We start from the raw sequence: 24,590 nt of genomic DNA on the forward strand, positions 1-24,590 counted from the left end.
TCGATCCGGCGTTGTCTGACACCGTGAGCCGCCGAATCGACTGTCCGTGATCCAAACCGAACGCCTGATCCTGCGCGCGTGGCGTGAGGAGGACGTCGCGCCGTTCCACGCGATGGGACAGGACGCCGAGGTGATGCGCTTCCTCGGCCCGCCGACCACCGACGCCGGCGCACGCGCCATGATGAGTGAGGCGAACGAGACCGCGCAGACGTTCGGGCGCTGCTTCTGGGCGGTGGAGCGGCGGGAGGACCGCGCCTTCATCGGCTTCTGCGGCGTCGAGCCCGGCCCGGTGGGCAGCCCGATCGCGGGGCTGCCCGAAATCGGCTGGCGATTGGCGCGCAAGGCATGGGGGCAGGGGCTGGCGAGCGAAGCGGCACGCGCGGTGCTGGCCGCCGAATGGGAACGCGGCACCGATACGGTCTTTGCGATCACCGTTCCCGCCAACCAGCGCAGCCGCGCGCTGATGGAGCGGCTCGGCATGACGCGCGTTGAGGACGGTGACTTCGATCATCCCGATCTTGCCCCGGACAGTCCCTTGCGCCGCCACGTCCTCTACCGCATCGCCCGACCGCTGAATGGCTGACCCCGCCACGCCGCGTGGGCGAGGGCTGTTCGTCGCGACGATCCTGACCGGATCGTTCCTGCTGTTCCTCGTCCAGCCGATGATTGCGCGGATCGCCTTGCCGCGGCTCGGCGGCGCGCCCGCGGTCTGGAACTCGGCGATGCTCGTCTATCAGGCGCTGCTGCTGGGCGGTTATGGCTATGCGCACCTGCTCGGACGAGTCGCGCCGCGCCGGCAGGGTGTGGTCCATCTGCTCGTGCTGTTCGCCGCCTGCGCCTTCCTGCCGATCGGGCTCCGCGACCGCGTGCTCCCCGCCGGGGCCGAGCCGGCCTTGTGGGTGCCGTACCTGTTCGTCGTCTCGATCGGGCCGCTGTTCTTTGCGGTGTCGGCGCAGGCGCCGCTAATGCAGCGCTGGTTCGCCAGCGCTCGGCCCGACACCGATCCCTATGCGCTTTATGCCGCCTCCAATTTCGGGAGCTTCGCGGGGCTGCTCGCCTTCCCGCTGCTCGTCGAGCCGTTGCTCAGCGTGTCGCGGCAGCGCTGGCTGTGGAGCGCCGGCTATCTGTTGCTGATCGTCCTCGTCGCCGCATGCGCGCGGCTGCTACCCGCCGGACGCGAGCCGGCCCGCGCGCAGGCGCTGGAGCCGGCACCCAGCCGGGCGCGGGTGGCGCGCTGGATCGCACTCGGCTTCGTGCCGTCCGGGATGATGCTGGCGACCAGCACCTTCGTCAGCACCGATCTGGTCGCGATGCCGCTGCTCTGGGTCATCCCACTCGCGCTTTACCTGCTCAGCTTCTCGATCGCCTTTGCCGCGCGACGCAGGGTGGCCGACCTGCTGACGAGCAGCGCGCCGGTGACGATCGTGCTGTTCGGCGGCGTGCTGATGGGCGGCTTTGCCGAGCGCGCGACGTTCAGCGCGATTACCGCGCTGATCCTGCTGTTCATGATCTCGGTCGCGCTCCACACGCAGCTCTATCGTCTCCGCCCGGAGCCGGCGCGGCTGACCGGCTTCTATCTCGCCATGTCGTTCGGCGGCGCGCTCGGCGGGGTGTTCGCCGGGCTGATCGCGCCGACGCTGTTCGACTGGACGTGGGAATATCCGCTGCTGATCGTCGCGGCGGGCGCGCTGGTGCCGCAGACCTATCTCACCCCGGCGCTGCGGGCATTCTGGCACCGCCGCGGGATGACGGTCGCGGGTGCGACACTGATCGTCGGCGCGCTCTGTCTCACATTGCTAGTGCTGTCGCGCGATCCGACCGGCTTTCGCGAGGTGCACCACACCGGCGTCATCTTCACGATGGTGGCGGTCGGCGGGCTGGCGTCGCTCGGCGCGCGCATCCCCTATGTGCTGGTACTGACCAGCGGGCTGCTGCTGTTCGGCGGCGTTCGCTCGCTGTCGCTTTCGCTCGAGCCCGGCGCGCGGGTGCGCAGCTATTTCGGGGTCTACACCGTTGCCGACGAGCCGCGCCGCCGCACGTTGATCCACGGCACTACGCTCCACGGCGTGCAATTGACCGGCACCCCCGCGCGCGAGCGGACGCCGACGACCTACTACACCCCCGACTCGGGGGTCGGGCACGTGATGCGCGCCGCGCCGATGCTGTTCGGGCCGGATGCGCGAATCGGGGTGGTCGGTCTCGGTACCGGCACGCTTGCTTGCTACGCGCAGCCGGGGCAGCGCTGGCGCTTCTACGAGATCGATCCCGCAATGGTGGCACTGACGCGTACCCGACGCTTCACCTTCGTAACAGATTGCGCACCGAAGGCGACGATGGTGCTCGGCGATGCGCGATTATCGCTCGAGCGGGCGTCCCCGGCGAGCCTGGACGTGCTCGCACTCGACGCTTTTTCGTCGGATGCGGTCCCGATGCATCTCCTGACCCGCGAAGCATTCGCCGTCTATGCGCGTGTTCTGTCACCGCAAGGTGTTCTGGCGGTTCATATCTCGAACCGTTTCGTCAATCTGCGTCCCGTGGTCGCCGCCGCCGCGCGCGCCGGCGGTTGGCAGGCGCTGATCCTCGACCACCGCCCGTCGCTTCTTCAGGAAGAGGAAACCCCGTCGTCCTGGGTGGTGATGACCCGCGATCCGTGGACGCTCGCGCTGGTGGCGGGCGGTGAGGCCGACTGGAAGAATCTGGTTCGTCGTCCGGGATTTGCGCCCTGGACCGACGAATATGCCAGCATTCTTCCGCTGCTGACCTTCTAGGCGCCCGGCAGCGAGGCCGCGAGCGCGTCGATCCGTGCGGTCTGCGCCTCCGCTGTCGCGCGAGCGTTGGCAAGTGCCTGTTCAAGCGCCGGATATGGCGGCTGTAGCGCCGCGGCGCGCCCGCTGGCGAGGTCGTCGAGCGTCCCCACTGTGTCGCCATGGCTCGACCGGAGCGCGTCCAGATCGGCGATCGCGGTCTGCGCCGCGATCCACGCATCGCTGCCGACCTTCGCCCCCTTTGCGGCGCGCGCAAGCGTCGCGGCGCGTGTCGCCGCCCGATCGAAGTCGCGCGCGGCGGCACTGCCCTTCGCGACAATCGCCGCCAATTCCCCATCCAATGCAGGATCTTGCGCTGCGGGGGCAGCCGGCGCGGTCACCGGCTCCGCAAAGCCAAGCTTCTCCACCGGGCGCGGCGCGAGCGACGGATAGACGGTTGGATCGCTCGCACAGGCGGCGAGCAGGGAGAGTGAAGCGAGCAGGGCGAGGGGGCGAAGCATGTTTTTTGCCTAGAGGCGCAAAAAAAGTGGCGCAATGCCCTTGCGCCTATCCGATTCGCCGCGTAACAGCGCCGCTCCACAGGGCGCCCGTAGCTCAGCTGGATAGAGCATCAGACTACGAATCTGAGGGTCGGACGTTCGAATCGTTCCGGGCGCACCACTTTCCCCCTCAAGGGAAAGATCGTGGAAATAGAGGGGCAGCGAAAGCTGCCCCTTTTTTCGTGGCCGCTATTCCGGCGCTTGCATCTCTTCAGTCTTTGATTGACCGGCCGCTCGCGCCAATATTGCGCATGCGGCTTGCTGATCTTCCGGCCGCCGTCGCCAACGCTTCCGCCCCTGACATGTGAAAGGCCGCGACGTGTCGCCACGCGCGGCCTTCCTCATTCACCGGGGCGAATGCGCTTACTCGGCGGCGACGCCCGCGCGGGAGAACATGTCGCCCGTTTCGCCAGGATCTTCGTTGGCCGCGGTGGTGGTGACCTTCGCCTTCTGGCGCTTGTCGAAGCTGTCCCACACGTCGTTCCACTGCCCACGCGTCGCTGCCTTGGAATATTCGGTGGCGCGCGTCTCGAAGAAGTTCGCATGCTCTACGCCGTTCAGCAGCGGCGTCAGCCACGGGATCGGATGCTCGTCGATCATGTAGATCGGCTTCAGCCCCAATTGCCCCATCCGCCAGTCGGCGATGTAGCGGATATACTTCTTGATATCCTTGGCGGTCATCCCGTTCACCGGCCCCATCTCGAAGGCGAGATCGATGAAATTGTCTTCCAGCCGGATCGTCGTCTGGCACACGTCGGCGATATCGTCCTTCACCGCCTTGGTCAGGCATTGCCGTTCCGCGCAGAACGTGTGGAACATCTTGATGATGCCTTCGCAATGTAGGCTTTCGTCGCGCACCGACCAGGTGACGATCTGCCCCATGCCCTTCATCTTGTTGAAGCGCGGAAAATTCATCAGCATCGCGAAGCTGGCGAACAATTGCACGCCCTCGGTGAAGCCGCCGAACATCGCCAGCGTCCGCGCGATATCCTCGTCGCTGTCAACACCGAAGTTCTGCATGTAATCATGCTTCTCCTTCAGCTCGGCATATTCCAGAAAAGCGCCATATTCGCTTTCCGGCATCCCAATCGTGTCGAGCAGGTGCGAGTAGGCGGCGATGTGCACCGTTTCCATGTTGCTGAACGCGGTCAGCATCATCTTGATCTCGGTCGGCTTGAACACGCGCCCGTACTTCTCGTGGTAGCAGTCCTGCACCTCGACATCGGCCTGCGTGAAGAAGCGAAAGATCTGCGTGAGCAGATTGCGCTCGTGATCGGTGAGCTTCTGCGCCCAGTCACGGCAATCCTCGCCGAGCGGCACTTCCTCCGGCAGCCAGTGCAGCTGCTGCTGGCGCTTCCAATATTCGAACGCCCACGGGTATTCGAAGGGCTTGTACTGTTTGGATGCCTGAAGAAGCGGCATGGGGTTACTCCGGTGAGAAATATTTAAAAAACGTATCAACGATCGCGTACGATCAGGCCTCCAGGCTCCATCGCCACATCGCCCAGGCCGACATCGCCAGCACGCTGCCCCCCGCCAGCGCCATGATCCCGACCATCCGATAAACATAGACGCGCGCCGGCCCCTGCGGGTGACGCAACTGGCCAAGCAGCCACGCTCCCGCGGCCACGAAGACGGCGGCGACCGCGAACATGACCGCGGACTGAAGCGGCAGCGTCTCGATCATGCGACCAAAGCCGCCCCGGCGCGTTTGCCGCTCGAAGCCAACCAAGGAGAATTATGATGGTCGATGCCACCCAGATTAAGGAACATGCCGAAGTGATCGGCGCCGACGGCGTGCACGTCGGCACCGTCGACCATGTCGATGGCGACCGCATCAAGCTGACCAAGAACGACTCGCCGTCCACGCAAGACGGGCAGGGCGCCAAGCACCATTATCTGCCGCTCGGGCTTGTCGCCGAGGTGGAAGGAGACACGGTGCGCCTGTCCGCGACCGCCCAGAACGCACAGGATATGTTCGAAGAGGCGGAGTGATCGCCTCACGGCCGCGACGCTGACCGCCCGGCCACGCACGACAACCCCGGCCGCCGAAAGGCGCGCCGGGGTTTCGTTTGCCTGCCGAGGCATATCGCCGTTCATCCGTTGCCGCCCATCCTTCGCCTGCGCCAGGCGCCCGCCTCGGCACCCTTTCACCGCGATCGACGGTCCTCCGCCGAGTCACGATCCGTGTCGCCGCCATTCTACGCGAAGGTGGCCACAGACGCTACAGATTGTGGGCGATAATCAGGCCAAACACCAGATCGTCGCTCATGCGGTGCGTCAGAACGGGCGCTCACCACGGTAATTGCCAGCGTTCTTGTAGCGGCAGACCAGCACGTCTTCGTCATGACCGCGCGCCAGGGCGCATCCTACCTCGACCGTGTCGCGCCACATCAACTGCGTATAATGGCCGACGTCGGCGACGCGGCCGGTGGTGCTGTTGTTCGGGAACGCGCCGGGCTTGAAATAGCGCTTCTCGCGTACCCAGCCGCCGACCATTGCCTCCGGCGCAAAATAGCCGCGTGTGCCGGCCCAGAGATTCTCGCCCTCCGGATCATATCGGCGCTCGGGCGCGTGCTCGAAGCGACCGCTGGTGGCGAGATACTGTCCCCAGGCGTGCGCCGATTCGACCAGCTCCATGTTCCACCGCAGCGGTGGGATGCCTAGGGCTGCGCGCTCGGCATTGTGCGCGGCGAGCACGCGTGCGTCGAAGGTGTTCGAATAGCTTGTGGCACCCGCGATGAACGGAGCGCACAGCAACGCTGCAACGGCAGCGAAGAACGGACGGCGATGCTGGGTGGCACGCGGCATGGGCCGGTTAACCTCTTCCTGAAGACCAGGAGAAATTACCGCGCCGCTTCCTTACCGGCGGTTATGGAATCTGGTTAGCGCATCTTAATATCTGCAGTGCGTAATGGCTCGGGCTACTGCAACTACTTCGGATTGACGCCTCAGGTGCCGACGATCGTTACCAGATCGCCACGCGCCACCTGGTCGAACAGCAATTGGGCGAACGACAACGGCACGCCGATGCAGCCGTGCGTTGCGGAGCCGCGGCGCACCGAACTGGCGTGGATCGCGACGCCATCGTTGGTGAGCCGCAGCATGTACGGCATCTCCGCATCGTACAGCGATGACTGGTGCTGACGCGCCCGCGCCAAGATCGGAAAGGTGCCGGTCGGTGTCGGCTTATGATCGGTGCCGTATAGAATGACCGCGGTGCCGATCTCGTGTCCGTCACGAAATACCGAAATCGTCTGCCGCGGCAGATCGACCCGGACACGCACCGCGCCGGTGGCGGGAACGCCGAGGTCGTTCCAGACATAGTCGCCGAAATGCATTGGCTTGCGGATCGCAAGCAGGCTGCGGACGCGCAGCGCCGACGCGCCCGTCATCGGCAGCATGCCCTCGCGTCCGGCGGGGTACCGGAATCGCGCGCCATAGCTGCCGATCGTCGTGGCGGTGGTCGTCGCGTCTGCGGTCGACGCAAGCGTCGCTACCGCCAGCGCGAGGACGCCGAGCCGAAAGCGAATCATGCGATGGTGGCGCGCGCCCGCTTGCGGCGACGAACGGCGAAACCCGTAACGGCGAAGCCCAGTGCCATCATCGCCCAGGTCGCCGGCTCCGGCACGGCCGGCACCGGAGTTGTCGGCGTCGGCGTCGGCGTCGGGCCGGGCACGCCCGGTATATTGCCGCCCGGACCCGTCGGGAAGACCGGTGGCGGACCGAACGTATCCCCGCCCCCCGGACCCAGCGGACCCAACGCATCAGGCGTAACCGGCGTAAGATCGGGCACGAAGCCGCCGGGCGCGATCGGCAGATCGCCTGCGGGTACGATGCCCGCCGGGCTACGCTCGCGCACGTTGCTCAGCACGCGCTCGCGCGGGCTGCGCGGACGCACGCCGGCGAGCTGCCGCGGCCGCTTCGTCTGCTTAATGTTGAACATCGCGCCATGGCCACGCTCGCCGGGCGAACGCGCGGTCATGATCGAGAGCGGGTCAGGCAGCACCGCCAGAGCCGCGGGCAGGTTCATCGCCTCAGCAAACGGAACGGTGCCGCCGAGCACGCCAAGCGCCGCATAGCCGCCGATTGCCGAACCACCAACGCCGATCACCACCGCGGCACGAACCAGCGTGACGCGCGAGATGGAGGTGATAAGGGCGCGCCAGTTCTTCATCCCGTCGAGCGAATCCCGTGAAACAATCCGATGGTGGTGCAACGCTTTTGCGCTGCACTCTTTCCGCAAGTCCAGAAGAATCTGGTCCAGAACTGTTACACATGCGCCAATACCAACGCGGTGTTGCCAATGCGCCACCGACGTGGCGGGTGGTACGAAGCTGTGGCAGCGATGTGTTAATAATTGAGCCAAAGGTTAACGGCTCTGGCAAAAGTTAACGCGCAGGGTCGAGTCGCCCGCGGTGCTTGTTCACCAGCCCCGACAGCCATGTCGAAAAGGCCCGAACCCGTCGTAATTGTCGCGTGTCACGATGCGTGACCAGCCAGAAGGTGCGCTGGATCGCAACCTCGGGAAGCACGCGAACCAGATCGGGCAGCGTGCCGCCAATGAAGTGCGGCAGCACCCCGACCCCCGCGCCGGTCGCGATCAACCTGGCCTGCGCATTGATGCTGGAACTGCGCAAGGTTGGCGCGGGCAGACGGCCGAGATCATCGACGAACCGCAGTTCCGGTGAATAGAGCAGGTCGGGGATATAGCCGATCATCGGGTGACGCTCGCCAAGCGACGCGCGCGTCACCACCCCGTACCGGTCGATCAAGGCACGGGCGGCATAAAGGTGCAGCGCATAGTCCGACAGTTTGCCTGCCACGACCGGCCCGTGTCGTGGCCGCGTGAGCAGGACCGCAACATCCGCTTCGCGGCGCGACGGGCTCAGAAATCCTGAACTGGCCGCGAGATCTATCGTCAGCGAGGGATGCTGCGCCGCGAATTCGTGAAGATGTTCGGCGATCAACCAGGTGCCGAACCCTTCCGAAACGCTGACGCGAAGGAGCCCGGTCAGCGCGTCGGTCGGGCCGCGGGTTTCGACGATCCGCTCGGCCGCGTTCTGCATGTCCTCGACTTGCGCGAGCAACGTCTCGCCTGCCTCGGTCAGCACTTGGCCTTCGCGGGTCTGCTCGAACAACGTGCGGCCCAGCCGCGCCTCCAGCCGACGCAGGCGTCGCCCAATCGTCGTCGCATCGACCCCGATCAGCGCCGCTGCGCGCGCGATCTGTCCGGCACGCGCGACGGCGAGGAAATCCTGCAGGTCGTTCCAGGGCATGGGCTGCGTCATTGCAGGTGAACGTTGCAGATTTGTCGCTTGCCGGCAAACAGTGCGGAGCGCACACCGGCCCGCAACAAAGGAGAGAGATGCGATGCGCAGCGTCGACCATCATATTGCGGGCAATGCTGGCGTGCCGGGCGCCGACGCGCGAACCGGCGATATTTTCGATCCCAACACCGGGCAGGTACAGGCGCGCGTCGTGCTGGGCACGTCTGCCGATCTCAATCGCGCCGTGGCGGCGGCGCAGGCCGCCCAACCTTCATGGGCGGCGACCAACCCGCAGCGGCGCGCGCGCGTCATGTTCCGCTTCAAGGAACTGGTCGAGGCGCACATGGACGACCTGGCGCATCTGCTGTCGTCCGAGCACGGCAAGGTGATCGCGGACGCGAAGGGTGACATCCAGCGCGGGTTGGAGGTGATCGAATTCGCCTGCGGCATCCCGCATGTGCTCAAGGGTGAATATACGCAGGGCGCCGGGCCGGGGATCGACGTCTATTCGATGCGGCAGCCGGTCGGCATCGGCGCGGGAATCACGCCGTTCAACTTCCCGGCGATGATCCCGATGTGGATGTTCGGCGTCGCGATCGCGTGCGGCAACGCCTTCATCCTCAAGCCCAGCGAGCGCGATCCGAGCGTACCGGTGCGCCTCGCCGAGCTGATGCGCGAGGCCGGGCTACCCGAGGGCGTGTTGCAGGTCGTTCATGGCGACAAGGAGATGGTCGACGCGATCCTCGACCATCCCGCGATCGGCGCGGTCAGCTTCGTCGGGTCGAGCGACATCGCGCATTATGTCTACCGTCGTGGCGCCGCGGCGGGCAAGCGCGTCCAGGCGATGGGCGGCGCGAAGAACCATGGCATCGTCATGCCCGATGCCGATCTCGATCAGGTGGTCGCCGACCTGTCCGGCGCGGCGTTTGGCTCGGCAGGCGAGCGGTGTATGGCCCTGCCGGTGGTGGTGCCGGTCGGGGACAAGACCGCCGATGCGCTGCGCGAGAAATTGCTCCCCGCCATCGCAGGGTTGCGCGTCGGCGTGTCGACCGATGCCCAGGCGCATTACGGGCCGGTAGTGAACGCCGCCCACCGTGAGCGGGTCGCCAACTGGATCCAGACCGGAGTCGATGAGGGCGCCGAGCTGGTCGTCGATGGGCGCGACTTCGCGTTGCAGGGACACGAGCAAGGCTTCTTCATCGGCCCCAGCCTGTTCGACCATGTCACCCCGGACATGCAGGCGTATAAGGAGGAGATTTTCGGCCCCGTCCTCCAGATCGTCCGCGCGCCCGACTTCGAGGCCGCGGTGCGGCTGCCCAGCGAGCATCAATATGGCAACGGCGTCGCGATCTTCACACGCAACGGCCATGCCGCGCGCGAGTTCGCGGCGCGGGTCAACGTCGGAATGGTCGGGATCAACGTGCCGATCCCGGTGCCGATCGCTTACCACACCTTCGGCGGGTGGAAGCGCAGCGGGTTTGGCGACACCAACCAGCACGGGATGGAGGGCGTCAAATTCTGGACCCGGATCAAGACGGTGACGCAGCGCTGGCCCGACGGGGCAGGCGGCGGACCCGCAGCGGCACAGGATGCGTTCGTGATACCGACCATGGGGTGATGCAGACGATGCGACGGGTGGCCAGGATCAAGGCAAACGGAATTGTTTTCATGACGTTGCTCGCCGCCTGCTCGAGCCACGACGCCGACTACAATCGGGTCGAGGTGCCCGAAAAGGAAGCCGCGGCGCAGGCGGCGATCGAGCAGGCGGCGGCGCAGAACGGCGCCGCCACCACCGCGCGCACCGGCGTCCCGATCGCCAAAGGCACACCCAACGCCGCGCGCGACCGTGCCTTTCCCACAGAATTCCTTGGCTATTGGGGCGCAGGGGACAATGATTGCGAGCTGGCGAACACCGAAGCGACCGGCCGCCTAAACATCGACGCCGACACGATCCGCTTCTACGAATCGCGCGCCCGTGTGCAGCGTATTGATCGCCGCAGTCAGCAGGAGCTGGCGGTCGACCTGCGCTTTTCCGGCGACGGGCCAGGTGTTTATGCCCGCGAAGTCTATCGGCTCGACGCTGGAGGCACCGTTCTGGTGCGCACCAGTTCGACCGTCACGCAGCGCTATCGTCGCTGTTGAGGAAGTAACGATGACCGACCAGTTCGACCTTACCGACGAGCAGCGCGAAATTCAGGCGCTTGCGCAACGCTTTACCGCCGATCGCATTACGCCGTTCGCGGCGGAGTGGGACGAAAAACACATCTTTCCGCGCGATACGATCAAGGCGGCGGCGGAGCTGGGCTTTGCCGCGATCTACGTCAGCGAGGAGAGCGGCGGGATCAACCTCGGACGGCTGGAGGCGGCGCTGATCATGGAGGCGATGGCCTATGGCTGTCCGACCACCAGCGCCTTCATTTCCATACACAATATGGCGAGCTGGATCATCGATCGCTACGGATCGGCGGCGCTGAAGGCGCGATATCTGCCCGATCTCGTCACGATGGAGCGGATCGCCAGCTACTGCCTGACCGAGCCGGGTTCGGGATCGGATGCGGCGGCCTTGAAGACCAGCGCGTACAGCGACGGCGACGAATATATCGTCAACGGGACAAAACAGTTCATCTCCGGTGCCGGAGAAAACGAGCTTTACGTGACCATGGTGCGTACCGGTGCCGAAGGTGCAAAAGGCATCTCCTGCCTGGTCATCGAGAAGGACATGCCCGGCGTGTCGTTCGGCGCCAACGAGCGCAAGCTGGGCTGGCACGCGCAGCCGACCCGCGCGGTGACGTTCGACAATGTCCGCGTGCCGGTCGCCAATCGCGTCGGCGAGGAAGGCGAGGGGTTCCGCTTCGCTATGGCCGGGCTGGATGGCGGGCGGCTGAACATCGGGGCGTGCTCGCTGGGCGGGGCGCAGCGCTGTCTGGACGAGGCGATCGCCTATACGAAGGACCGCAAGCAGTTCGGGACGGCGCTGAGCGAATTCCAGAACACGCAGTTCATGCTCGCTGATATGGAGACGGAGCTGCAGGCGGCGCGCTGCCTGCTCTATGTCGCCGCCGCCAAGGTGAGCGTCAACGCGCCCGACAAAACCCGCTTCGCGGCGATGGCGAAGCGACTGGCGACCGACACCGGATCGAGCGTGGTCGATCGCGCGCTGCAACTCCATGGCGGCTATGGCTATCTGATGGACTATCCGATCGAGCGTTTCTGGCGCGACCTGCGCGTCCACTCGATCCTCGAGGGGACCAATCAGGTTATGCGGATGATCATCGGCCGTGAGCTGGTGCGGCAGTGATGACGACCGGGAAGGCGGTGGCATGAGCGACCTTATCACGACCATTGAAGGCCCGGTCGGCCGCATCCGGCTCAATCGGCCCAAGGCGCTGCACGCGCTCGATACCGCGATGTGTCGGGGCGTGCTCGACGCGCTGGAGGCGTGGCGTGGCGACGAGGCGGTGCGCTGCGTCGTCATCGATCATGCCGAGGGGCGCGGCTTTTGCGCGGGCGGCGACATCCGGATGCTCGCGGCGAGCGGCGCCGGCGACGGGGCGGAGGCGCGGGCGTTTTTCCACGCCGAATATCGTATGAACCACCGGCTGTTCACCTATGTGAAGGACACGGTCGCGTTCATGGACGGCATCACGATGGGCGGCGGGGTCGGCGTGTCGCAGCCGTGCCGGTATCGCGTCGCGACCGAGAATACGCAGCTGGCGATGCCCGAGACCGGCATCGGGCTGTTCCCCGATGTCGGCGGCGGCTGGTACCTGTCGCGATTGCCGGGACGGATCGGGCAGTATCTGGCGCTGACCGGCGCGCGACTCGACGGCGCAGAGGCGCTCGCGCTCGGGCTGGCGACGCATTACCTGCCTGCGGCGCGTGTCGAGGAGGCCATTGCGCGCATCATCGCCGACCCGGACGCGATCGAGGCGACACTCTCCGCGCTGTCCGAGGATGCGCCCGAGGCGAAGCTGCTCGCGCAACGTGAGACGATCGACCGGCTGTTCGCGTCCGACGATCTCGAAGAGGTGTTGGCCACCTTGCGGACCGACGGTGGCGATTTCGCGCAGGCGACGCTGGCGACGCTCGCGACCAAGTCGCCGCAGGCAATGAAGGTGTCGCTTAAATTGCTCAAGGATGCCGCCGGGATGGCGACGTTCGCCGACGAGATGCGGCAGGAATATGCAGTTGCGTGCCGCGTCGTGCAGCGTCCCGATTTCGTCGAAGGCGTCCGCGCGCTGATCGTCGACAAGGACAATGCGCCGCGCTGGGAACCTGCCACGGTCGCCGGGGTAAGCGACCACATGATCGACCGCATCTTCGCGCCGCTGCCGGACGACGAGGCATGGACGCCGGGATGACGGGGACTGCGCGTTTCGCCTGTCGCATTGCGGTGGACACATGGATGATGCGCGGGCGTCGGGCCGAGGCTTGAAGATTTGGCAGACATGGGTCCCTGCCTGCGTAGGGGCAACGGAGATGAGGCGATATGGCCGAATACGACACTCTATTGGTCGAGCAACGCGGCGGCGTGACGCTGATCACGCTCAACCGGCCAAAGGCGCTCAACGCGCTCAATTCGCAGGTGCTCGCCGACCTGCTCGCGGCGCTTGCCGCCTTCGATGGCGATGCGTCGCAAGGCTGCGCGGTGCTGACCGGCAGCGAGAAGGCGTTCGCGGCCGGCGCGGACATCAAGGAGATGTCGGCGCAAGGCTTCGCCGAAATGTACGGCGGAAATTTCTTCGGCGGCTATGAGCGGCTGACGCAAACGCGCAAGCCGATCATCGCGGCGGTCGCGGGCTATGCGCTGGGCGGCGGGTGCGAGCTGGCGATGATGTGCGACTTCATCCTCGCCGCCGACACCGCCAAGTTCGGACAGCCCGAGATCAAGCTGGCGGTGACGCCCGGCATGGGCGGATCGCAGCGGCTGGCGCGCGCGGTCGGCAAAGCCAAGGCGATGGAAATGTGCCTGACCGGGCGAATGATCGACGCCGCCGAGGCGGAACGCGCCGGGCTGGTCAGCCGTATCGTTCCGGCGGCCGAGCTGGTCGAGGAAGCGGTGAAGACCGCGCAGACGATCGCCGACATGGCGCCGCTGGCGGTGCTGGCGAACAAGGAAATGGTCAACGCCGCTTTCGAGACGACGCTGGCGCAGGGCGTGCAGTTCGAGCGGCGGTTGTTCCACGGGCTGTTCGGCACTGCGGACCAGAAGGAAGGCATGGCGGCGTTCGTCGAGAAGCGTCCCGGCCAGTGGACGGGCAAATAGGAGAAGCGACGATGACCGTGATGATCCTGATGCTGCTGGCGATCGTGGTGGCGGGTGCGGCGGCGGCGCGTGTCCTGCGCTGGGGCGCGGTGAAGGCGGCGGTGGTGGTCGGGCTGATCGGCGCGGCGGCGATGATCGTCGCGATGCTGGCGTCGGTGTCGGCGCGGTTCGAGGCGGTGGCGATCACCTTTATCGGGACCTTCGTCGGCGTTGCACTGCTGGCACTGATCGGCGCCGGGCTCGGTACGCTGCTGCATCCGCGCCGCGAAAGGATCGCATGATGGCGCGGGTCGGCTTCATCGGGCTTGGCAACATGGGCGGCGGGATGGCCGCCAACCTCGCGAAGAAGGGGCATGACGTCCGCGCCTTCGACCTGTCGGCAGCGGCGCTCGATGCGGCGAAGGCGGCGGGGTGCCTGCCGGTCGCGTCGGCGCGCGACGCCGCCGACGGCGCGGAGGCGGTCGTGACGATGCTGCCCGCCGGTGCCCATGTCGCGCAGGTCTATGCCGAGAGTCTCGGCGATGTCGCGATGGACACGGTGCTGATCGACTGCTCGACGATCGACCTTGCCACCGCGCGGCGGATCGCGGGCGAAGCGGCGGCGCGCGGGATCGCGGCGGTGGACGCGCCGGTGTCGGGCGGGATCGCGGCGGCGCAGGCGGGGACGCTGACCTTCATGGTCGGCGGCCCGGTGGCGGCGTTCGAGCGGGCGCGGCCGTTTCTCGATGACATGGGCAAGGCGGTGATCCATGCCGGCGACAGCGGTGCGGGGCAGGTCGCCAAGATGTGCAATAACCTGATCCTCGGCGCGACGATGGCGGCGACGTGCGAGGCGTTCGCGTTGGCCGAGAAATTGGGGCTGGACGCGCGAACCTTCTACGACATTTCGAGCAAGGCGACCGGGCAAAGCTGGTCGATGACCTCTTATTGCCCGGTGCCGGGGGTCGGGCCGGAGTCGCCGGCCGATCGCGACTATCAGGGCGGCTTCGCGGGGGCGTTGATGCTCAAGGATCTCGAGCTGGCGATGGCGGCGGCGGACGGCGCGGCAGCGCAGGTGCCGATGGGGACGCGGGCGCGGGATTTGTACCGGGCGTTCGTCGATGCCGGGCAGGGCGTGCTGGATTTCTCGGGGATCATCCGGATGCTGGAGCAACCTTCCTCGTCATCCCGGACGTGATCCGCGATCCCGCTTCTTCTTTTGCGGCAGGGTAGGAGCGGGGCCCCGGATCACGTCCGGGGCGACGGAGGGTTGGAGGCGACAGGCTGGCATTCGCTACGGTAATGGACGGCGACCCTTCATCGTGCCACCTGCGCCGCCATGCCGCCCGCCTTTATCGCCGCGCTTGTCACCTTCGTTGCTTTCTTGATCGGGCTGACCTTGCCCGATCTCGACCTGCGGCTGTGGCTCGGGCACCGCAGCGCGCTGACGCATAGCATCGTGCCGGCGTGTGCGCTGCTCGCGCGGCGGCGCTGGTATCCGGCGGCGTGCGGGATGGGGGCGGGGACCGGGCTGCACCTTGCCGCGGATACGTTTCCGAACCGGATGATCGGTTACGCGACGGTGAAGCTGCCGCTGGTCGGCGCGCTGTCGGCGGGGGCGTCCTATCTGTGGCTCGCGGCCAATGCGGTTGCGGCGCTGGCCTTGGCGGCGTGGCTGGCGCGGCGGCTGCACGCGCCGGCGATCGCGGGGTTGCTGAAGCTCACGGTGCTGGCGGCGGGTGCGCGATATCTGTGGCGCACCGATGGCGGGTGGCCGGTGCTGGCGCTGGCTGCGGTCGCGCTGTCGCTGGCGTTGCGGTGGCGGTACGCGCGGCAGGCATGACGTCTTTCCCCTGTCGCCCCGGCGAAAGCCGGAGTGACAGGGGAGGGTGGCGCGTGGGCGAACCCTATTCCGCCGCCTCCAGCGTCTCGGCGTCATCGAGCGGGTGGCTGAGCCGCGTCAGCATCTCGCGTGGGATCACCTGCCAGAACGATCCGACCGTGCGGTCCCAGTCATCGAGCAGCCCGCGCGACCAACGGCTGTCGGTCACGTCGGCGTGTTCGGCGATCAGGCCACGCAGCAGCTCCTCCCAATGCGCGGCGGCGACGCGCTGCCACACGATGTTCTCGGGGTTGGCGCGGCGCGCGAAGCTGCCGGTCGGATCGTAGATGAACGCCATCCCGCCGGTCATGCCCGCACCGAAGTTCGCGCCGACCTCGCCCAGCACCACCGCGGTGCCGCCGGTCATATATTCGCAGCCGTTCGCGCCGCAGCCCTCGACCACGACGGTCGCGCCCGAGTTGCGGACCGCGAAGCGCTCGCCAGCTTGGCCCGCCGCGAACAATTTGCCGCTGGTCGCGCCGTACAGGACGGTGTTGCCGAGAATGGTGTTGTCCTGGCTGCGCAGTGGTGAGGACACCGCGGGGCGGACGATGATCTTGCCGCCCGACAGACCCTTGCCGACATAATCGTTGGCGTCGCCGAACACTTCCAGCGTCACGCCGCTGCACAGGAACGCGCCGAGCGATTGCCCGGCCGAGCCGCGCAGCCGGATCGTGACGTGGTTCTCCGCCAGCTTCGACATGCCGAAGGTGCGCGTAATCTCGCTCGACAGTCGCGTGCCGACCGCGCGGTGCGTGTTGCGCACCGAATAGGTCAGCTGCATCTTCTCGCCGCGCGAGAAGACCGCCGCCGCGTCCTTGATGATCTGCGCGTCGAGGCTGTCGGGGACTTCGTTGCGGAACGTCGACAGGCTGAAGCGGCGCTCGGCGTCGGTCGCGTCGACCTTGGCGAGGATCGGGTTCAGGTCGAGATCGTCGAGATGCTCGGCCCCGCGGCTGACCTGACGCAGCAATTCGGTGCGGCCGATGATCTCGTCGAGGCTGCGGACGCCGAGCCGCGCGAGAATGTCGCGGACTTCCTCGGCGATGAAGGTCATCAGGTTGATGACCTTTTCGGGCGTGCCGACGAACTTGCCGCGCAGCGCCTCGTCCTGCGTGCAGACGCCGACCGGGCAGGTGTTGCTGTGGCACTGCCGCACCATGATGCAGCCCATCGCGACAAGGCTGAGCGTGCCGATCCCGAACTCCTCGGCGCCGAGGATCGCGGCGATGACGATGTCGCGCCCGGTCTTCAGCCCGCCGTCGGCGCGCAGCTTGATCCGCCCGCGCAGGCCGTTGAGCGTCAATACCTGATTGACCTCGGAAAGCCCCATTTCCCACGGCGTGCCGGCATATTTGATGCTGGTCTGCGGGCTGGCGCCGGTGCCGCCGACATGGCCGGAGACGAGGATGACGTCGGCATGGGCCTTGGCCACGCCCGCCGCGACCGTGCCGATCCCCGCCGACGACACCAGCTTGACGCAGACGCGCGCGCGCGGGTTGATCTGCTTCAGATCGTAGATGAGCTGCGCCAGATCCTCGATCGAATAGATGTCGTGGTGCGGCGGCGGCGAGATCAGCGTCACGCCGGGCGTCGCATGGCGCAGCTTGGCGATGAACTCGGTGACCTTGAAGCCGGGGAGCTGCCCGCCCTCGCCGGGCTTGGCGCCCTGCGCGACCTTGATCTCGATCTCCTCGCAGGCGTTGAGATACTCCGCCGTCACGCCGAAGCGGCCCGACGCGACCTGCTTGATGACCGAATTGGCGTTGTCGCCATTGTCGTAGGGGGTGTATCGGATCTTGTCCTCACCGCCTTCGCCCGACACCGCCTTCGCGCCGATGCGGTTCATCGCGATCGCCAGCGTCTCGTGCGCCTCCGGGCTCAGCGCGCCGAGCGACATGCCCGGCGTCACGAAGCGCTTGCGGATCTCGGTGATCGCCTCGACCTGATCGACCGGCACGCCCTCGTTCGGGAAGTTGAACTGGAGCAGGTCGCGCAGATAGATCGGCGGCAGGTCGGACACGCCGCGCGAGAATTGCAGGTAGCTCGAATAGCTGTCGGTCGACACCGCGGTCTGGAGCAGGTGCATCAGCTGCGCGGAGTAAGCGTGCGCTTCGCCGGTGTGGCGCTGGCGATAGAAGCCGCCGATCGGCAGCGTCGCCACCGCCTGATCGTAGGCGGCCTCATGCCGGTCGGTCGCGTTGACGTGCAGCGAGGCATAGCCTTCGCCGCTGATCTTGGCAGGCATCCCGGGGAACAGATCGTTGACCAGCGCGCGGCTCAAGCCCACCGCCTCGAAATTATAGCCGCCGCGGTATGACGAGATGACCGCGATCCCCATTTTCGACAGGATCTTGAGCAGCCCTTCCTCGATCGCCTTCTTGTGGCGGCTGGTGCATTCCTCCATCGACAATTTGCCGAACAGCCCGCGCGCCTGGCGGTCGGCGATCGCCGCCTCGGCGAGATAGGCGTTCACTGTCGTCGCGCCGACGCCGATCAGCACCGCGTAGTAATGCGTGTCGAGGCACTCGGCGGCGCGGACGTTGATCGAGGCGTACGAGCGCAGGCCACGCCGCACGAGATGCGTGTGTACCGCCGCTGCTGCCAGCACGCCGGGGATCGCGACGCGATCCTCGTCGATCCGCTCGTCAGTAAGGAACAGTTCGCTCTTGCCCTCACGCACCGCCTGTTCGGCCTGGTTGCGGATGCGCTGGATCGCGGCGCGCAGCCGCTCTGCGCCACCCCCGGCCTCGAAGGTGCAGTCGATATCGGCGGCGGCGTTGCCGAAATAGGCCTTCAGCCGCGCCCAGTCGGTCGAGGTCAGCACCGGACTGTCGAGCACCAGCACGCGCTCGCGCCGGTCCTCGGTATCGAGGATGTTGGCGAGATTGCCGAAGCGCGTCTTGAGCGACATCACGTAGCGCTCACGCAGCGGATCGATCGGCGGGTTGGTGACCTGCGCGAAATTCTGCCGGAAGAACTGGCTGATCAGCCGCGGCTTGTCGGAGATGACCGCCAGCGGGGTGTCGTCGCCCATCGAGCCGATCGCTTCCTTGCCGGTTTCGACCATCGGCGACAGGATCAGCTCCATGTCCTCGATCGTCTGCCCGGCGGCGACCTGCCGCCGCGCCAGATCGGCGCGGTCGTAGCGGGTGACGCTGTCGGCGGGGGCGGGGGGCAGATCGGCCATTGTCGAGAATTCGCCGATCATCGCGGCATAATCCTGCTCGGCGGCGATCCGGTCCTTGACCTCGCGGTCGAGCAGCACGCGCCCTTCCTGAAGGTCGACCGCGATCATCTGCCCCGGCCCGAGCCGGCCCTTGGCGAGCACGGTGCTCTCCGGCACCACGACCATCCCAGCCTCCGAACCGACGATCAGCAGTCCGTCGGCGGTCTGCGTATAGCGCAGCGGACGCAGCGCGTTACGGTCGACGCCGCCGACCGCCCAGCGTCCGTCGGTCATCGCCAGTGCGGCCGGGCCGTCCCACGGCTCCATCACCGAGGCGAGATAATTGTACATCGCCGCATGGCTTTCGGGCGTGTCAGTGCTCTTCTGCCACGCCTCGGGCACCAGCATCAGCTTGGCGGTCGGCGCATCGCGACCCGAGCGGCAGATCGCCTCGAAGGTCGCGTCGAGCGCGGCGGTATCCGATGCGCCGGCCGGGATCACCGGCTTGATGTCCTCCGAATGTTCGCCGAACGCGATCGACGCCATGCGGATCTCGTGGCTGAGCATCCAGTTCTTGTTGCCGCGGATCGTGTTGATCTCGCCATTGTGCGCGAGACAGCGGAACGGCTGCGCCAGCCACCATTGCGGGAAGGTGTTGGTCGAATAACGCTGGTGGAAGATCGCGACGCGGCTTTCGAAGCGCGCATCGGTCAGGTCCGGGTAGAAGACCGACAGGCTCTCGGCGAGGAACAGCCCCTTGTAGATGATCGAGCGGCACGACAGCGAACAAACGTAGAAGCCCTGGATCTGCGCCGCGATCACGCGCTTCTCGATCCGGCGGCGGACGAGATAGAGGTTCTTCTCGAACTCCTCGGCGGTGACCTCGTCGGGCATCGGCCCGGCGATCATGATCTGCTCGATCTCGGGGCGCGTCGACTGCGCCTTCATGCCGATCACCGACACGTCGACCGGCACCTGCCGCCAGCCATAGATGGTGTAGCCCGCGCCGATCACTTCGGACTCGACGATCGTGCGGCACGTCTCCTGCGCCGACAGATCGGTACGCGGCAGGAACACCATGCCGACCGCGAGCCGGTTCGGCATCGCCTTGTGCCCACTGGCGGCGACGCAATCGTCGAAGAAGCGCACCGGCAGGTCGACGTGGATGCCCGCGCCGTCGCCGGTCTTGCCATCGGCATCGACCGCGCCGCGGTGCCACACCGCCTTGAGCGCGTCGATCGCGGACTGGACGACACGTCGCGACGGCTTGCCGTCGGTCGCGGCGACGAGGCCGACACCGCAGGCGTCGCCCTCGAATTCGGGACGGTACATGCCCTCACGGGCCAGACGGTCGCGCTGATCGATCACGACTTCTTCTCCTGATCGTCGAGCCCCAGCGTCTCGACAGGTTCCTTCTTGGCGGCGATGATCGCCGGATCAATGAGGCGGGCGCGAACCTTCGGCGGCATCCCCGCATCGTTTTGCAGATTCCCGAAAATCTGTTTGGTCATGACGGGCAGCATCGGCGTCAGGATCGTCTCATACTGGTGATCGAAAGGAACTGGCTCCAGCAGCCGCTTCGCCGCAGCGAACCGTGCGGGGTCCGTCGCCGCGACGGTATTCGCGGGCGGGGTGATCGCCGTCGTCGACGGCGCCTGTGCCGGTGCCGCGATCGCGGCGGTGAGCAGCAGGGCGATCACGCCGCCACCTTCGCCGCCTTGGCCTTCGCCTTCAAATGCTGGTGCATCGTCGCAGCGACATCGCGCCCGTCGCGGATCGCCCACACCACCAGCGACGCACCGCGCACGATGTCGCCCGCCGCGAAGACTCCGTCGAGCGAGGTCATCAGCGTCTTGCTGTCGACCAGCACCGTGCCCCAGCGCGTGACGCCGAGTTCGGGTGCGCCCCACAACGTCGGCAGCTCCTCGGCATCGAAACCAAGCGCCTTGATGACGAGATCGGCAGGCATGTCCTCCGCCGCGCCGGGATCGACCTCGGGTGCGCGGCGGCCGCTGGCATCCGGTGCGCCGAGCCGCATCCGGTTGGCGCGCACCACCGTCGCCTTGCCGTCCTCACCCGAGAAACCGGCCGGCGCGGAGAGCCAGACGAACTCGACGCCTTCCTCCTCGGCATTGGCGACCTCGCGTTGCGAACCCGGCATATTGGCGCGGTCGCGACGATAGAGGCACTTCACGCTCCTCGCGCCCTGCCGGATCGCGGTGCGGACGCAATCCATCGCGGTGTCGCCGCCGCCGATCACGACGACGTTCTTGCCCTCGGCATTGAGGCGGCCGTCCTCGAACGCGGGGACGGCGTCGCCGAAGCTCTTGCGGTTCGACGCGGTCAGATAGTCGAGCGCGGCGACGACGCCGTTCAGGTCGTTACCCGACACGTCGATCGCGCGCGCCTTGTAGACGCCGGTCGCGATCAGCAGCGCGTCGTGGCGCCCGCGCAGCTCGTCGAGCGTCGCGTCGCGGCCGACCTCGAATCCTTCATGGAAGATGATCCCGCCGGCCTTGAGCCGCTCGACGCGGCGCATCACCACCGGCTTCTCCAGCTTGAAGCCGGGGATGCCATAGGTCAGCAGCCCGCCGGCGCGATCGTGGCGGTCGTAGACGTGCACCTCATAACCGTGCCCGCGCAGATATTCGGCGGCGCTCAGGCCGGCCGGACCCGCGCCGATCACCCCAACCGACTGGCCGCGTGCGGGGCCGGGGACGAGTGGCTCGACCCAGCCTTCTTCCCAGGCGGTGTCGGTGATGAACTTCTCGACCGAGCCGATCGTCACCGCGCCGTGGCCGGTGAACTCGATGACGCAATTGCCCTCACACAGCCGGTCCTGCGGACAGATGCGGCCGCAGATTTCGGGCATGGTCGAGGTGGCGTTGCTCAGCTCATAGGCTTCGCGCAGCCGGCCCTCGGCGGTAAGCCGCAGCCAGTCGGGAATGTGGTTGTGGAGCGGGCAATGTACCGAGCAATAGGGCACGCCGCATTGCGAGCAGCGCCCCGCCTGATCCTCGGCGGCGGGGGGCGCGTAGCGTTCGGCGATCTCGCGAAAATCCTCGGCGCGCGCGTCGGCGGCGCGTTTTGCCGGATAGGATTGCGGGCGTTCAACGAACTTGAGCATGTCGGCCATCGGTGTCCTCCGATCGCCGGCCTCTCATATGGAGCGGGCGCTGTCACGCCCAATTCGACATTTAAGGAAGTAATACTGACCTAAATAATCGCTGTTTCTGCTAGTAGCTGCGACCAACTTGCAAAAGCACCGGCTTATTAGGTCCGATTTGTTGCCTACTTCAATGCCAAGGCGGCAAGGGCGATCACGCCGACGATGATCCGGTACCAGGCGAACGGTGCGAAGCCGTGCTTGGTGACGATCGCCATGAACCAGCGGATCACCACCATTGCGACGATGAACGAGACGACGAACCCGATCGCGATCGCGGAGAGGTGCGCGTCGCCCAGCTCGTGCCGGCTCTTCCACAGCGACAATGTCGTCGCGCCGATCATCGTGGGGATCGCCAGGAAGAAGCTGAACTCCGCGGCCGTCTCCTGATCGACGCCCATCGCGCGCGCGCCCATGATCGTCGCGCCCGAGCGGCTGACGCCCGGGATCATCGACAGGCATTGCACGACGCCGATCGACAGCGCGGTCTTCCACCGCATCGTCTCGACCGAGCCGCCCACGCTGCGCGGCGCTACCCGCTCGATGAAGAGGATCGCGACGCCACCCACGATCAGCGCGACCGCGACGACGAATGGTCCGGTGCCGGGTGCCTCGAGCAAGGCGCGGATGGCCGAATAGGCGATCGCGCCGACCACGGCCGAGGGCAGGAAGCCGAGCAGGACGTTGCGCGTGAACTGGATCGCTTGTGGTTCGCGACGGAGCAAGCCCGTGCCGACGCGCAGGAAGCGGCGCCAGAACAGCACCACCACTGCAAGGATCGCCCCGAGCTGGATGACGATATCGAAGGTCGCGTCGGCCTCGGACAGGCCGAGCAACGCCCCGGCGAGCACGAGGTGCCCCGTCGAGGACACCGGCAGGAATTCGGTCACCCCCTCGACGACGCCGAGCAGGATGATGGTCAGAAGATCGTTCACGCGCGGTCCCCGCTAATGGATGGCAGTCCGACGATCAGTTCGCCGCGCGCTCGATCAGGCCGAACCGGCCCGCCTTGCGGAACCGCACCAGCCAGTCGGGCGCGACCGCGTCGAGCGGGGTCGCGCCGATGCCGAGTGCGATCAGCCCCTCGGCTCCGTTGGTGACGACGCTGTCATGACCGAGCAGCTTCCACTGGTCGGCGGTGATCGGCGTGCCGGGCAGCGCGGCGAGCACGCCGCCGATCGCGTCGGGCAGGGGAGCGAAATGCGGCGATCGCCCTATGTGGCGTGCGATCCGCTGTTGCAGCTCAAGCATCGTCAGCACTTCCGGGCCGCCCAGCTCGAAGGTGCGTCCACCAAACGTCTCCGGATCGGACAGCGCGGTCACCGCGGCGCGCGCGATGTCGCCGACGAACACCGGCTGAAAGCGCGCGTTCGGTTTCAGCACCGGCACCACCGGCAACCGCGCGATCATCCCGGCGAAGCGGTTCACGAACTGGTCCTCGCGCCCGAACACCGTCGAGGGACGCAGGATCGTTGCGGACGGGCAGGCGGCGCGCACCGCGTCCTCGCCCTTGCCCTTGGTCTGCGCGTACAAGGAGTCGCCGTTGGCATTCGCGCCGATTGCCGAGACATGGACCAGCGCCGCGCCGTGCTTCGCCGCCGCCTCCGCGACGTGCCGCGCGCCATCGACATGCACGCGCGCCAGGTTGCCCGCGAACGTGCCGACCAGATTGACGACCCCGTCCGCGCCATGGACCGCGTTGGCGATCGTCTCTGGCCGGGTCACGTCCACCGCGACGAACTGCGTCTGTCCCAGGCCGCCCTGAGGTTTCAGGAAGAATGCCTGCCGCGGATCGCGCTGCGCGATGCGCACCCGCGCGCCCGCCGACAGCAGCGCCTGCGCGATATAGCGGCCGAGGAAACCCCCGCCGCCGATCAGCGTCACCAGCTTGTTGTCCATGCCGTCCTTCATCTCGAAAGCCCTTTAGCTCGTGCACGTGCCTTGCCCGCCGCACCCGGCGTTGACAAGGTTTAGCCGCTTTCGATGCCGCGCTGCAAAAAAGTGACGGTGCTGCGACAAAATCGTGTTGACACCCCCGGTCACCGCCCATAGAGGCACCGGCCTACCCCGTGCCCAGATGGCGGAATTGGTAGACGCACCAGCTTCAGGTGCTGGCGATCGCAAGGTCGTGGAGGTTCGAGTCCTCTTCTGGGCACCATTCACCCTAGGCTATTGAAGAGCCTAGGAATCAGTTGAGAAACAAAGGTTTTTACAGGCGGCTGTTACAGATGTAACAGGGGCCGAAAGCCACGTTTACTTATATCGCTAGACGCGATTGGACGTACTATTTTCGACGGGTAATCCCCGTCGAACTACGGCCTGCCTTTGACGGTCGGGCTGAGTTCATGGTGTCGTTACGGTCCAAGGATCGGGCAGAGGCCAAGCTCCGCATTCCTGCTCACACTGTCGAGACTGACAAGCTGCTGGCCGACGCTGCTCGGCCCTTGGCCGGTAAGCCTGCCCCCAAGCCGAAAGCCCCCGCTCCGCTGCTCAGATCGAGCGGGAGCGGACCCGTTCCTTATTAGCACGGCAACGCCGCGCACCCAGAACGTCG

24 protein-coding genes and 2 tRNA genes are annotated in these 24,590 nt (G+C 66.7%); 14 read left to right on the plus strand and 12 right to left on the minus strand.

The features are described 5' to 3' along the window. The first annotated feature begins 46 nt into the window (after positions 1–46). On the plus strand, positions 47–583 hold the full coding sequence (locus ACI2JO_RS15140; protein ID WP_404721450.1) for a GNAT family N-acetyltransferase: 537 nt from the start codon (positions 47–49) through the stop codon (positions 581–583). Further along, a complete protein-coding gene (locus ACI2JO_RS15145) occupies positions 576–2,768 on the plus strand; it encodes a fused MFS/spermidine synthase (RefSeq protein ID WP_404721451.1) in 2,193 nt (730 codons plus the stop codon). Before ACI2JO_RS15140 ends, ACI2JO_RS15145 begins: the two co-directional genes overlap by 8 nt. Here the strand turns inward: ACI2JO_RS15145 and ACI2JO_RS15150 are convergent. After that, positions 2,765–3,265, minus strand: coding sequence for a hypothetical protein (locus tag ACI2JO_RS15150; RefSeq protein ID WP_404721452.1), 501 nt, complete (start codon positions 3,263–3,265; stop codon positions 2,765–2,767). The two genes, ACI2JO_RS15145 and ACI2JO_RS15150, sit on opposite strands and share 4 nt — an antisense overlap. Before the next feature lie 83 nt (positions 3,266–3,348). On the opposite strand from ACI2JO_RS15150, the gene ACI2JO_RS15155 reads away from it, so the two are divergent. Beyond that, positions 3,349–3,425 (plus strand) — tRNA-Arg (locus ACI2JO_RS15155). Between the two features lie 242 nt (positions 3,426–3,667). On the opposite strand, the gene ACI2JO_RS15160 is transcribed toward ACI2JO_RS15155, so the two are convergent. Continuing rightward, a complete protein-coding gene (locus tag ACI2JO_RS15160; RefSeq protein ID WP_404721453.1) occupies positions 3,668–4,726 on the minus strand; it encodes a ribonucleotide-diphosphate reductase subunit beta in 1,059 nt (352 codons plus the stop codon). A gap of 52 nt (positions 4,727–4,778) precedes the next feature. After that, positions 4,779–4,991, minus strand: a complete 213-nt coding sequence (locus ACI2JO_RS15165) for a hypothetical protein (protein WP_404721454.1) — start codon at positions 4,989–4,991, stop codon at positions 4,779–4,781. A gap of 56 nt (positions 4,992–5,047) precedes the next feature. On the opposite strand from ACI2JO_RS15165, the gene ACI2JO_RS15170 reads away from it, so the two are divergent. Further along, positions 5,048–5,299, plus strand: a complete 252-nt coding sequence (locus tag ACI2JO_RS15170; RefSeq protein ID WP_404721455.1) for a DUF2171 domain-containing protein — start codon at positions 5,048–5,050, stop codon at positions 5,297–5,299. Positions 5,300–5,584: 285 nt separating this feature from the next. Here ACI2JO_RS15170 and ACI2JO_RS15175 read toward each other — a convergent pair whose 3' ends face one another. The 4 genes from ACI2JO_RS15175 to ACI2JO_RS15190 form a co-directional block, all read right to left on the minus strand. Continuing rightward, positions 5,585–6,115 carry a CAP domain-containing protein gene (locus tag ACI2JO_RS15175; protein ID WP_404721456.1) on the minus strand — a complete coding sequence of 177 codons (531 nt, stop codon included), beginning with the start codon at positions 6,113–6,115 and terminating at the stop codon, positions 5,585–5,587. Positions 6,116–6,255: 140 nt separating this feature from the next. After that, a complete protein-coding gene (locus ACI2JO_RS15180) occupies positions 6,256–6,840 on the minus strand; it encodes a L,D-transpeptidase family protein (RefSeq protein ID WP_404721457.1) in 585 nt (194 codons plus the stop codon). Beyond that, a complete protein-coding gene (locus tag ACI2JO_RS15185) occupies positions 6,837–7,481 on the minus strand; it encodes a PEPxxWA-CTERM sorting domain-containing protein (protein WP_404721458.1) in 645 nt (214 codons plus the stop codon). Before ACI2JO_RS15185 ends, ACI2JO_RS15180 begins: the two co-directional genes overlap by 4 nt. A 214-nt stretch (positions 7,482–7,695) precedes the next feature. After that, the gene (locus ACI2JO_RS15190; RefSeq protein WP_404721459.1) at positions 7,696–8,583 is read right to left on the minus strand and encodes a LysR family transcriptional regulator; all 888 of its coding nucleotides are present in this window, start codon (positions 8,581–8,583) and stop codon (positions 7,696–7,698) included. 94 nt (positions 8,584–8,677) lie between these two features. Between ACI2JO_RS15190 and ACI2JO_RS15195 the strand changes: the two genes are divergently transcribed. The 8 genes from ACI2JO_RS15195 to ACI2JO_RS15230 all read left to right on the plus strand — a co-directional run bounded on the left by ACI2JO_RS15195 (position 8,678) and on the right by ACI2JO_RS15230 (position 15,662). Next, positions 8,678–10,192, plus strand: a complete 1,515-nt coding sequence (locus ACI2JO_RS15195; RefSeq protein ID WP_404721460.1) for a CoA-acylating methylmalonate-semialdehyde dehydrogenase — start codon at positions 8,678–8,680, stop codon at positions 10,190–10,192. Positions 10,193–10,242: 50 nt separating this feature from the next. After that, a complete protein-coding gene (locus ACI2JO_RS15200) occupies positions 10,243–10,716 on the plus strand; it encodes a hypothetical protein (protein WP_404721461.1) in 474 nt (157 codons plus the stop codon). Positions 10,717–10,726: 10 nt separating this feature from the next. Next, positions 10,727–11,872: an acyl-CoA dehydrogenase family protein gene (locus tag ACI2JO_RS15205; protein ID WP_404721462.1), complete on the plus strand. Its 1,146-nt coding sequence runs from the start codon at positions 10,727–10,729 to the stop codon at positions 11,870–11,872. A 22-nt stretch (positions 11,873–11,894) separates the two neighbouring features. Next, a complete protein-coding gene (locus ACI2JO_RS15210; RefSeq protein ID WP_404721463.1) occupies positions 11,895–12,935 on the plus strand; it encodes an enoyl-CoA hydratase/isomerase family protein in 1,041 nt (346 codons plus the stop codon). A 128-nt stretch (positions 12,936–13,063) separates the two neighbouring features. Next, the gene (locus tag ACI2JO_RS15215) at positions 13,064–13,840 is read left to right on the plus strand and encodes an enoyl-CoA hydratase (RefSeq protein ID WP_404721464.1); all 777 of its coding nucleotides are present in this window, start codon (positions 13,064–13,066) and stop codon (positions 13,838–13,840) included. Between the two features lie 11 nt (positions 13,841–13,851). Continuing rightward, complete coding sequence (locus ACI2JO_RS15220; protein ID WP_404721465.1) at positions 13,852–14,121, plus strand: hypothetical protein; 270 nt, start codon at positions 13,852–13,854, stop codon at positions 14,119–14,121. Beyond that, the gene (mmsB, locus tag ACI2JO_RS15225) at positions 14,121–15,017 is read left to right on the plus strand and encodes a 3-hydroxyisobutyrate dehydrogenase (protein WP_404721466.1); all 897 of its coding nucleotides are present in this window, start codon (positions 14,121–14,123) and stop codon (positions 15,015–15,017) included. Before ACI2JO_RS15220 ends, mmsB begins: the two co-directional genes overlap by 1 nt. A 141-nt stretch (positions 15,018–15,158) precedes the next feature. Further along, entirely contained in the window at positions 15,159–15,662 is a 504-nt protein-coding gene (locus ACI2JO_RS15230) for a hypothetical protein (RefSeq protein ID WP_404721467.1), read from the plus strand. Between the two features lie 64 nt (positions 15,663–15,726). On the opposite strand, the gene gltB is transcribed toward ACI2JO_RS15230, so the two are convergent. The 5 genes from gltB to ACI2JO_RS15255 all read right to left on the minus strand — a co-directional run bounded on the left by gltB (position 15,727) and on the right by ACI2JO_RS15255 (position 23,935). Beyond that, positions 15,727–20,202 (minus strand): glutamate synthase large subunit, encoded by a 4,476-nt coding sequence (gene gltB, locus ACI2JO_RS15235; RefSeq protein WP_404721553.1) that lies wholly within the window; start codon positions 20,200–20,202, stop codon positions 15,727–15,729. A 32-nt stretch (positions 20,203–20,234) separates the two neighbouring features. Continuing rightward, positions 20,235–20,570, minus strand: a complete 336-nt coding sequence (locus ACI2JO_RS15240; protein WP_404721468.1) for a hypothetical protein — start codon at positions 20,568–20,570, stop codon at positions 20,235–20,237. Then, a complete protein-coding gene (locus tag ACI2JO_RS15245; RefSeq protein ID WP_404721469.1) occupies positions 20,567–22,006 on the minus strand; it encodes an NAD(P)-dependent oxidoreductase in 1,440 nt (479 codons plus the stop codon). Before ACI2JO_RS15245 ends, ACI2JO_RS15240 begins: the two co-directional genes overlap by 4 nt. A 155-nt stretch (positions 22,007–22,161) precedes the next feature. Continuing rightward, entirely contained in the window at positions 22,162–22,971 is an 810-nt protein-coding gene (locus ACI2JO_RS15250) for an undecaprenyl-diphosphate phosphatase (protein ID WP_404721470.1), read from the minus strand. A gap of 34 nt (positions 22,972–23,005) precedes the next feature. After that, complete coding sequence (locus ACI2JO_RS15255; RefSeq protein WP_404721471.1) at positions 23,006–23,935, minus strand: complex I NDUFA9 subunit family protein; 930 nt, start codon at positions 23,933–23,935, stop codon at positions 23,006–23,008. Between the two features lie 172 nt (positions 23,936–24,107). On the opposite strand from ACI2JO_RS15255, the gene ACI2JO_RS15260 reads away from it, so the two are divergent. Then, positions 24,108–24,194, plus strand: a tRNA-Leu gene (locus ACI2JO_RS15260). A 103-nt stretch (positions 24,195–24,297) separates the two neighbouring features. Continuing rightward, positions 24,298–24,561 carry a DUF6538 domain-containing protein gene (locus ACI2JO_RS15265; protein WP_404721554.1) on the plus strand — a complete coding sequence of 88 codons (264 nt, stop codon included), beginning with the start codon at positions 24,298–24,300 and terminating at the stop codon, positions 24,559–24,561. Positions 24,562–24,590 lie beyond the last annotated feature (29 nt).

Source organism: Sphingomonas sp. NPDC079357 (assembly GCF_044901155.1).
Lineage (GTDB): Bacteria > Pseudomonadota > Alphaproteobacteria > Sphingomonadales > Sphingomonadaceae > Sphingomonas.

Bases quoted from the DNA above. Each gene is read 5' to 3' on its own strand.
- gltB (WP_404721553.1), bottom strand. From the start codon at position 20,202: ATGTACCGTCCCGAATTCGAGGGCGACGCCTGCGGTGTCGGCCTCGTC.
- ACI2JO_RS15160 (WP_404721453.1), bottom strand. From the start codon at position 4,726: ATGCCGCTTCTTCAGGCATCCAAACAGTACAAGCCCTTCGAATACCCG.
- ACI2JO_RS15230 (WP_404721467.1), top strand. From the start codon at position 15,159: ATGCCGCCCGCCTTTATCGCCGCGCTTGTCACCTTCGTTGCTTTCTTG.
- ACI2JO_RS15165 (WP_404721454.1), bottom strand. From the start codon at position 4,991: ATGATCGAGACGCTGCCGCTTCAGTCCGCGGTCATGTTCGCGGTCGCC.
- mmsB (WP_404721466.1), top strand. From the start codon at position 14,121: ATGGCGCGGGTCGGCTTCATCGGGCTTGGCAACATGGGCGGCGGGATG.
- ACI2JO_RS15190 (WP_404721459.1), bottom strand. From the start codon at position 8,583: ATGCCCTGGAACGACCTGCAGGATTTCCTCGCCGTCGCGCGTGCCGGA.
- ACI2JO_RS15180 (WP_404721457.1), bottom strand. From the start codon at position 6,840: ATGATTCGCTTTCGGCTCGGCGTCCTCGCGCTGGCGGTAGCGACGCTT.
- ACI2JO_RS15195 (WP_404721460.1), top strand. From the start codon at position 8,678: ATGCGCAGCGTCGACCATCATATTGCGGGCAATGCTGGCGTGCCGGGC.
- ACI2JO_RS15255 (WP_404721471.1), bottom strand. From the start codon at position 23,935: ATGGACAACAAGCTGGTGACGCTGATCGGCGGCGGGGGTTTCCTCGGC.
- ACI2JO_RS15200 (WP_404721461.1), top strand. From the start codon at position 10,243: ATGACGTTGCTCGCCGCCTGCTCGAGCCACGACGCCGACTACAATCGG.
- ACI2JO_RS15215 (WP_404721464.1), top strand. From the start codon at position 13,064: ATGGCCGAATACGACACTCTATTGGTCGAGCAACGCGGCGGCGTGACG.
- ACI2JO_RS15150 (WP_404721452.1), bottom strand. From the start codon at position 3,265: ATGCTTCGCCCCCTCGCCCTGCTCGCTTCACTCTCCCTGCTCGCCGCC.
- ACI2JO_RS15205 (WP_404721462.1), top strand. From the start codon at position 10,727: ATGACCGACCAGTTCGACCTTACCGACGAGCAGCGCGAAATTCAGGCG.
- ACI2JO_RS15245 (WP_404721469.1), bottom strand. From the start codon at position 22,006: ATGGCCGACATGCTCAAGTTCGTTGAACGCCCGCAATCCTATCCGGCA.
- ACI2JO_RS15220 (WP_404721465.1), top strand. From the start codon at position 13,852: ATGACCGTGATGATCCTGATGCTGCTGGCGATCGTGGTGGCGGGTGCG.
- ACI2JO_RS15175 (WP_404721456.1), bottom strand. From the start codon at position 6,115: ATGCCGCGTGCCACCCAGCATCGCCGTCCGTTCTTCGCTGCCGTTGCA.
- ACI2JO_RS15170 (WP_404721455.1), top strand. From the start codon at position 5,048: ATGGTCGATGCCACCCAGATTAAGGAACATGCCGAAGTGATCGGCGCC.
- ACI2JO_RS15185 (WP_404721458.1), bottom strand. From the start codon at position 7,481: ATGAAGAACTGGCGCGCCCTTATCACCTCCATCTCGCGCGTCACGCTG.
- ACI2JO_RS15145 (WP_404721451.1), top strand. From the start codon at position 576: ATGGCTGACCCCGCCACGCCGCGTGGGCGAGGGCTGTTCGTCGCGACG.
- ACI2JO_RS15210 (WP_404721463.1), top strand. From the start codon at position 11,895: ATGAGCGACCTTATCACGACCATTGAAGGCCCGGTCGGCCGCATCCGG.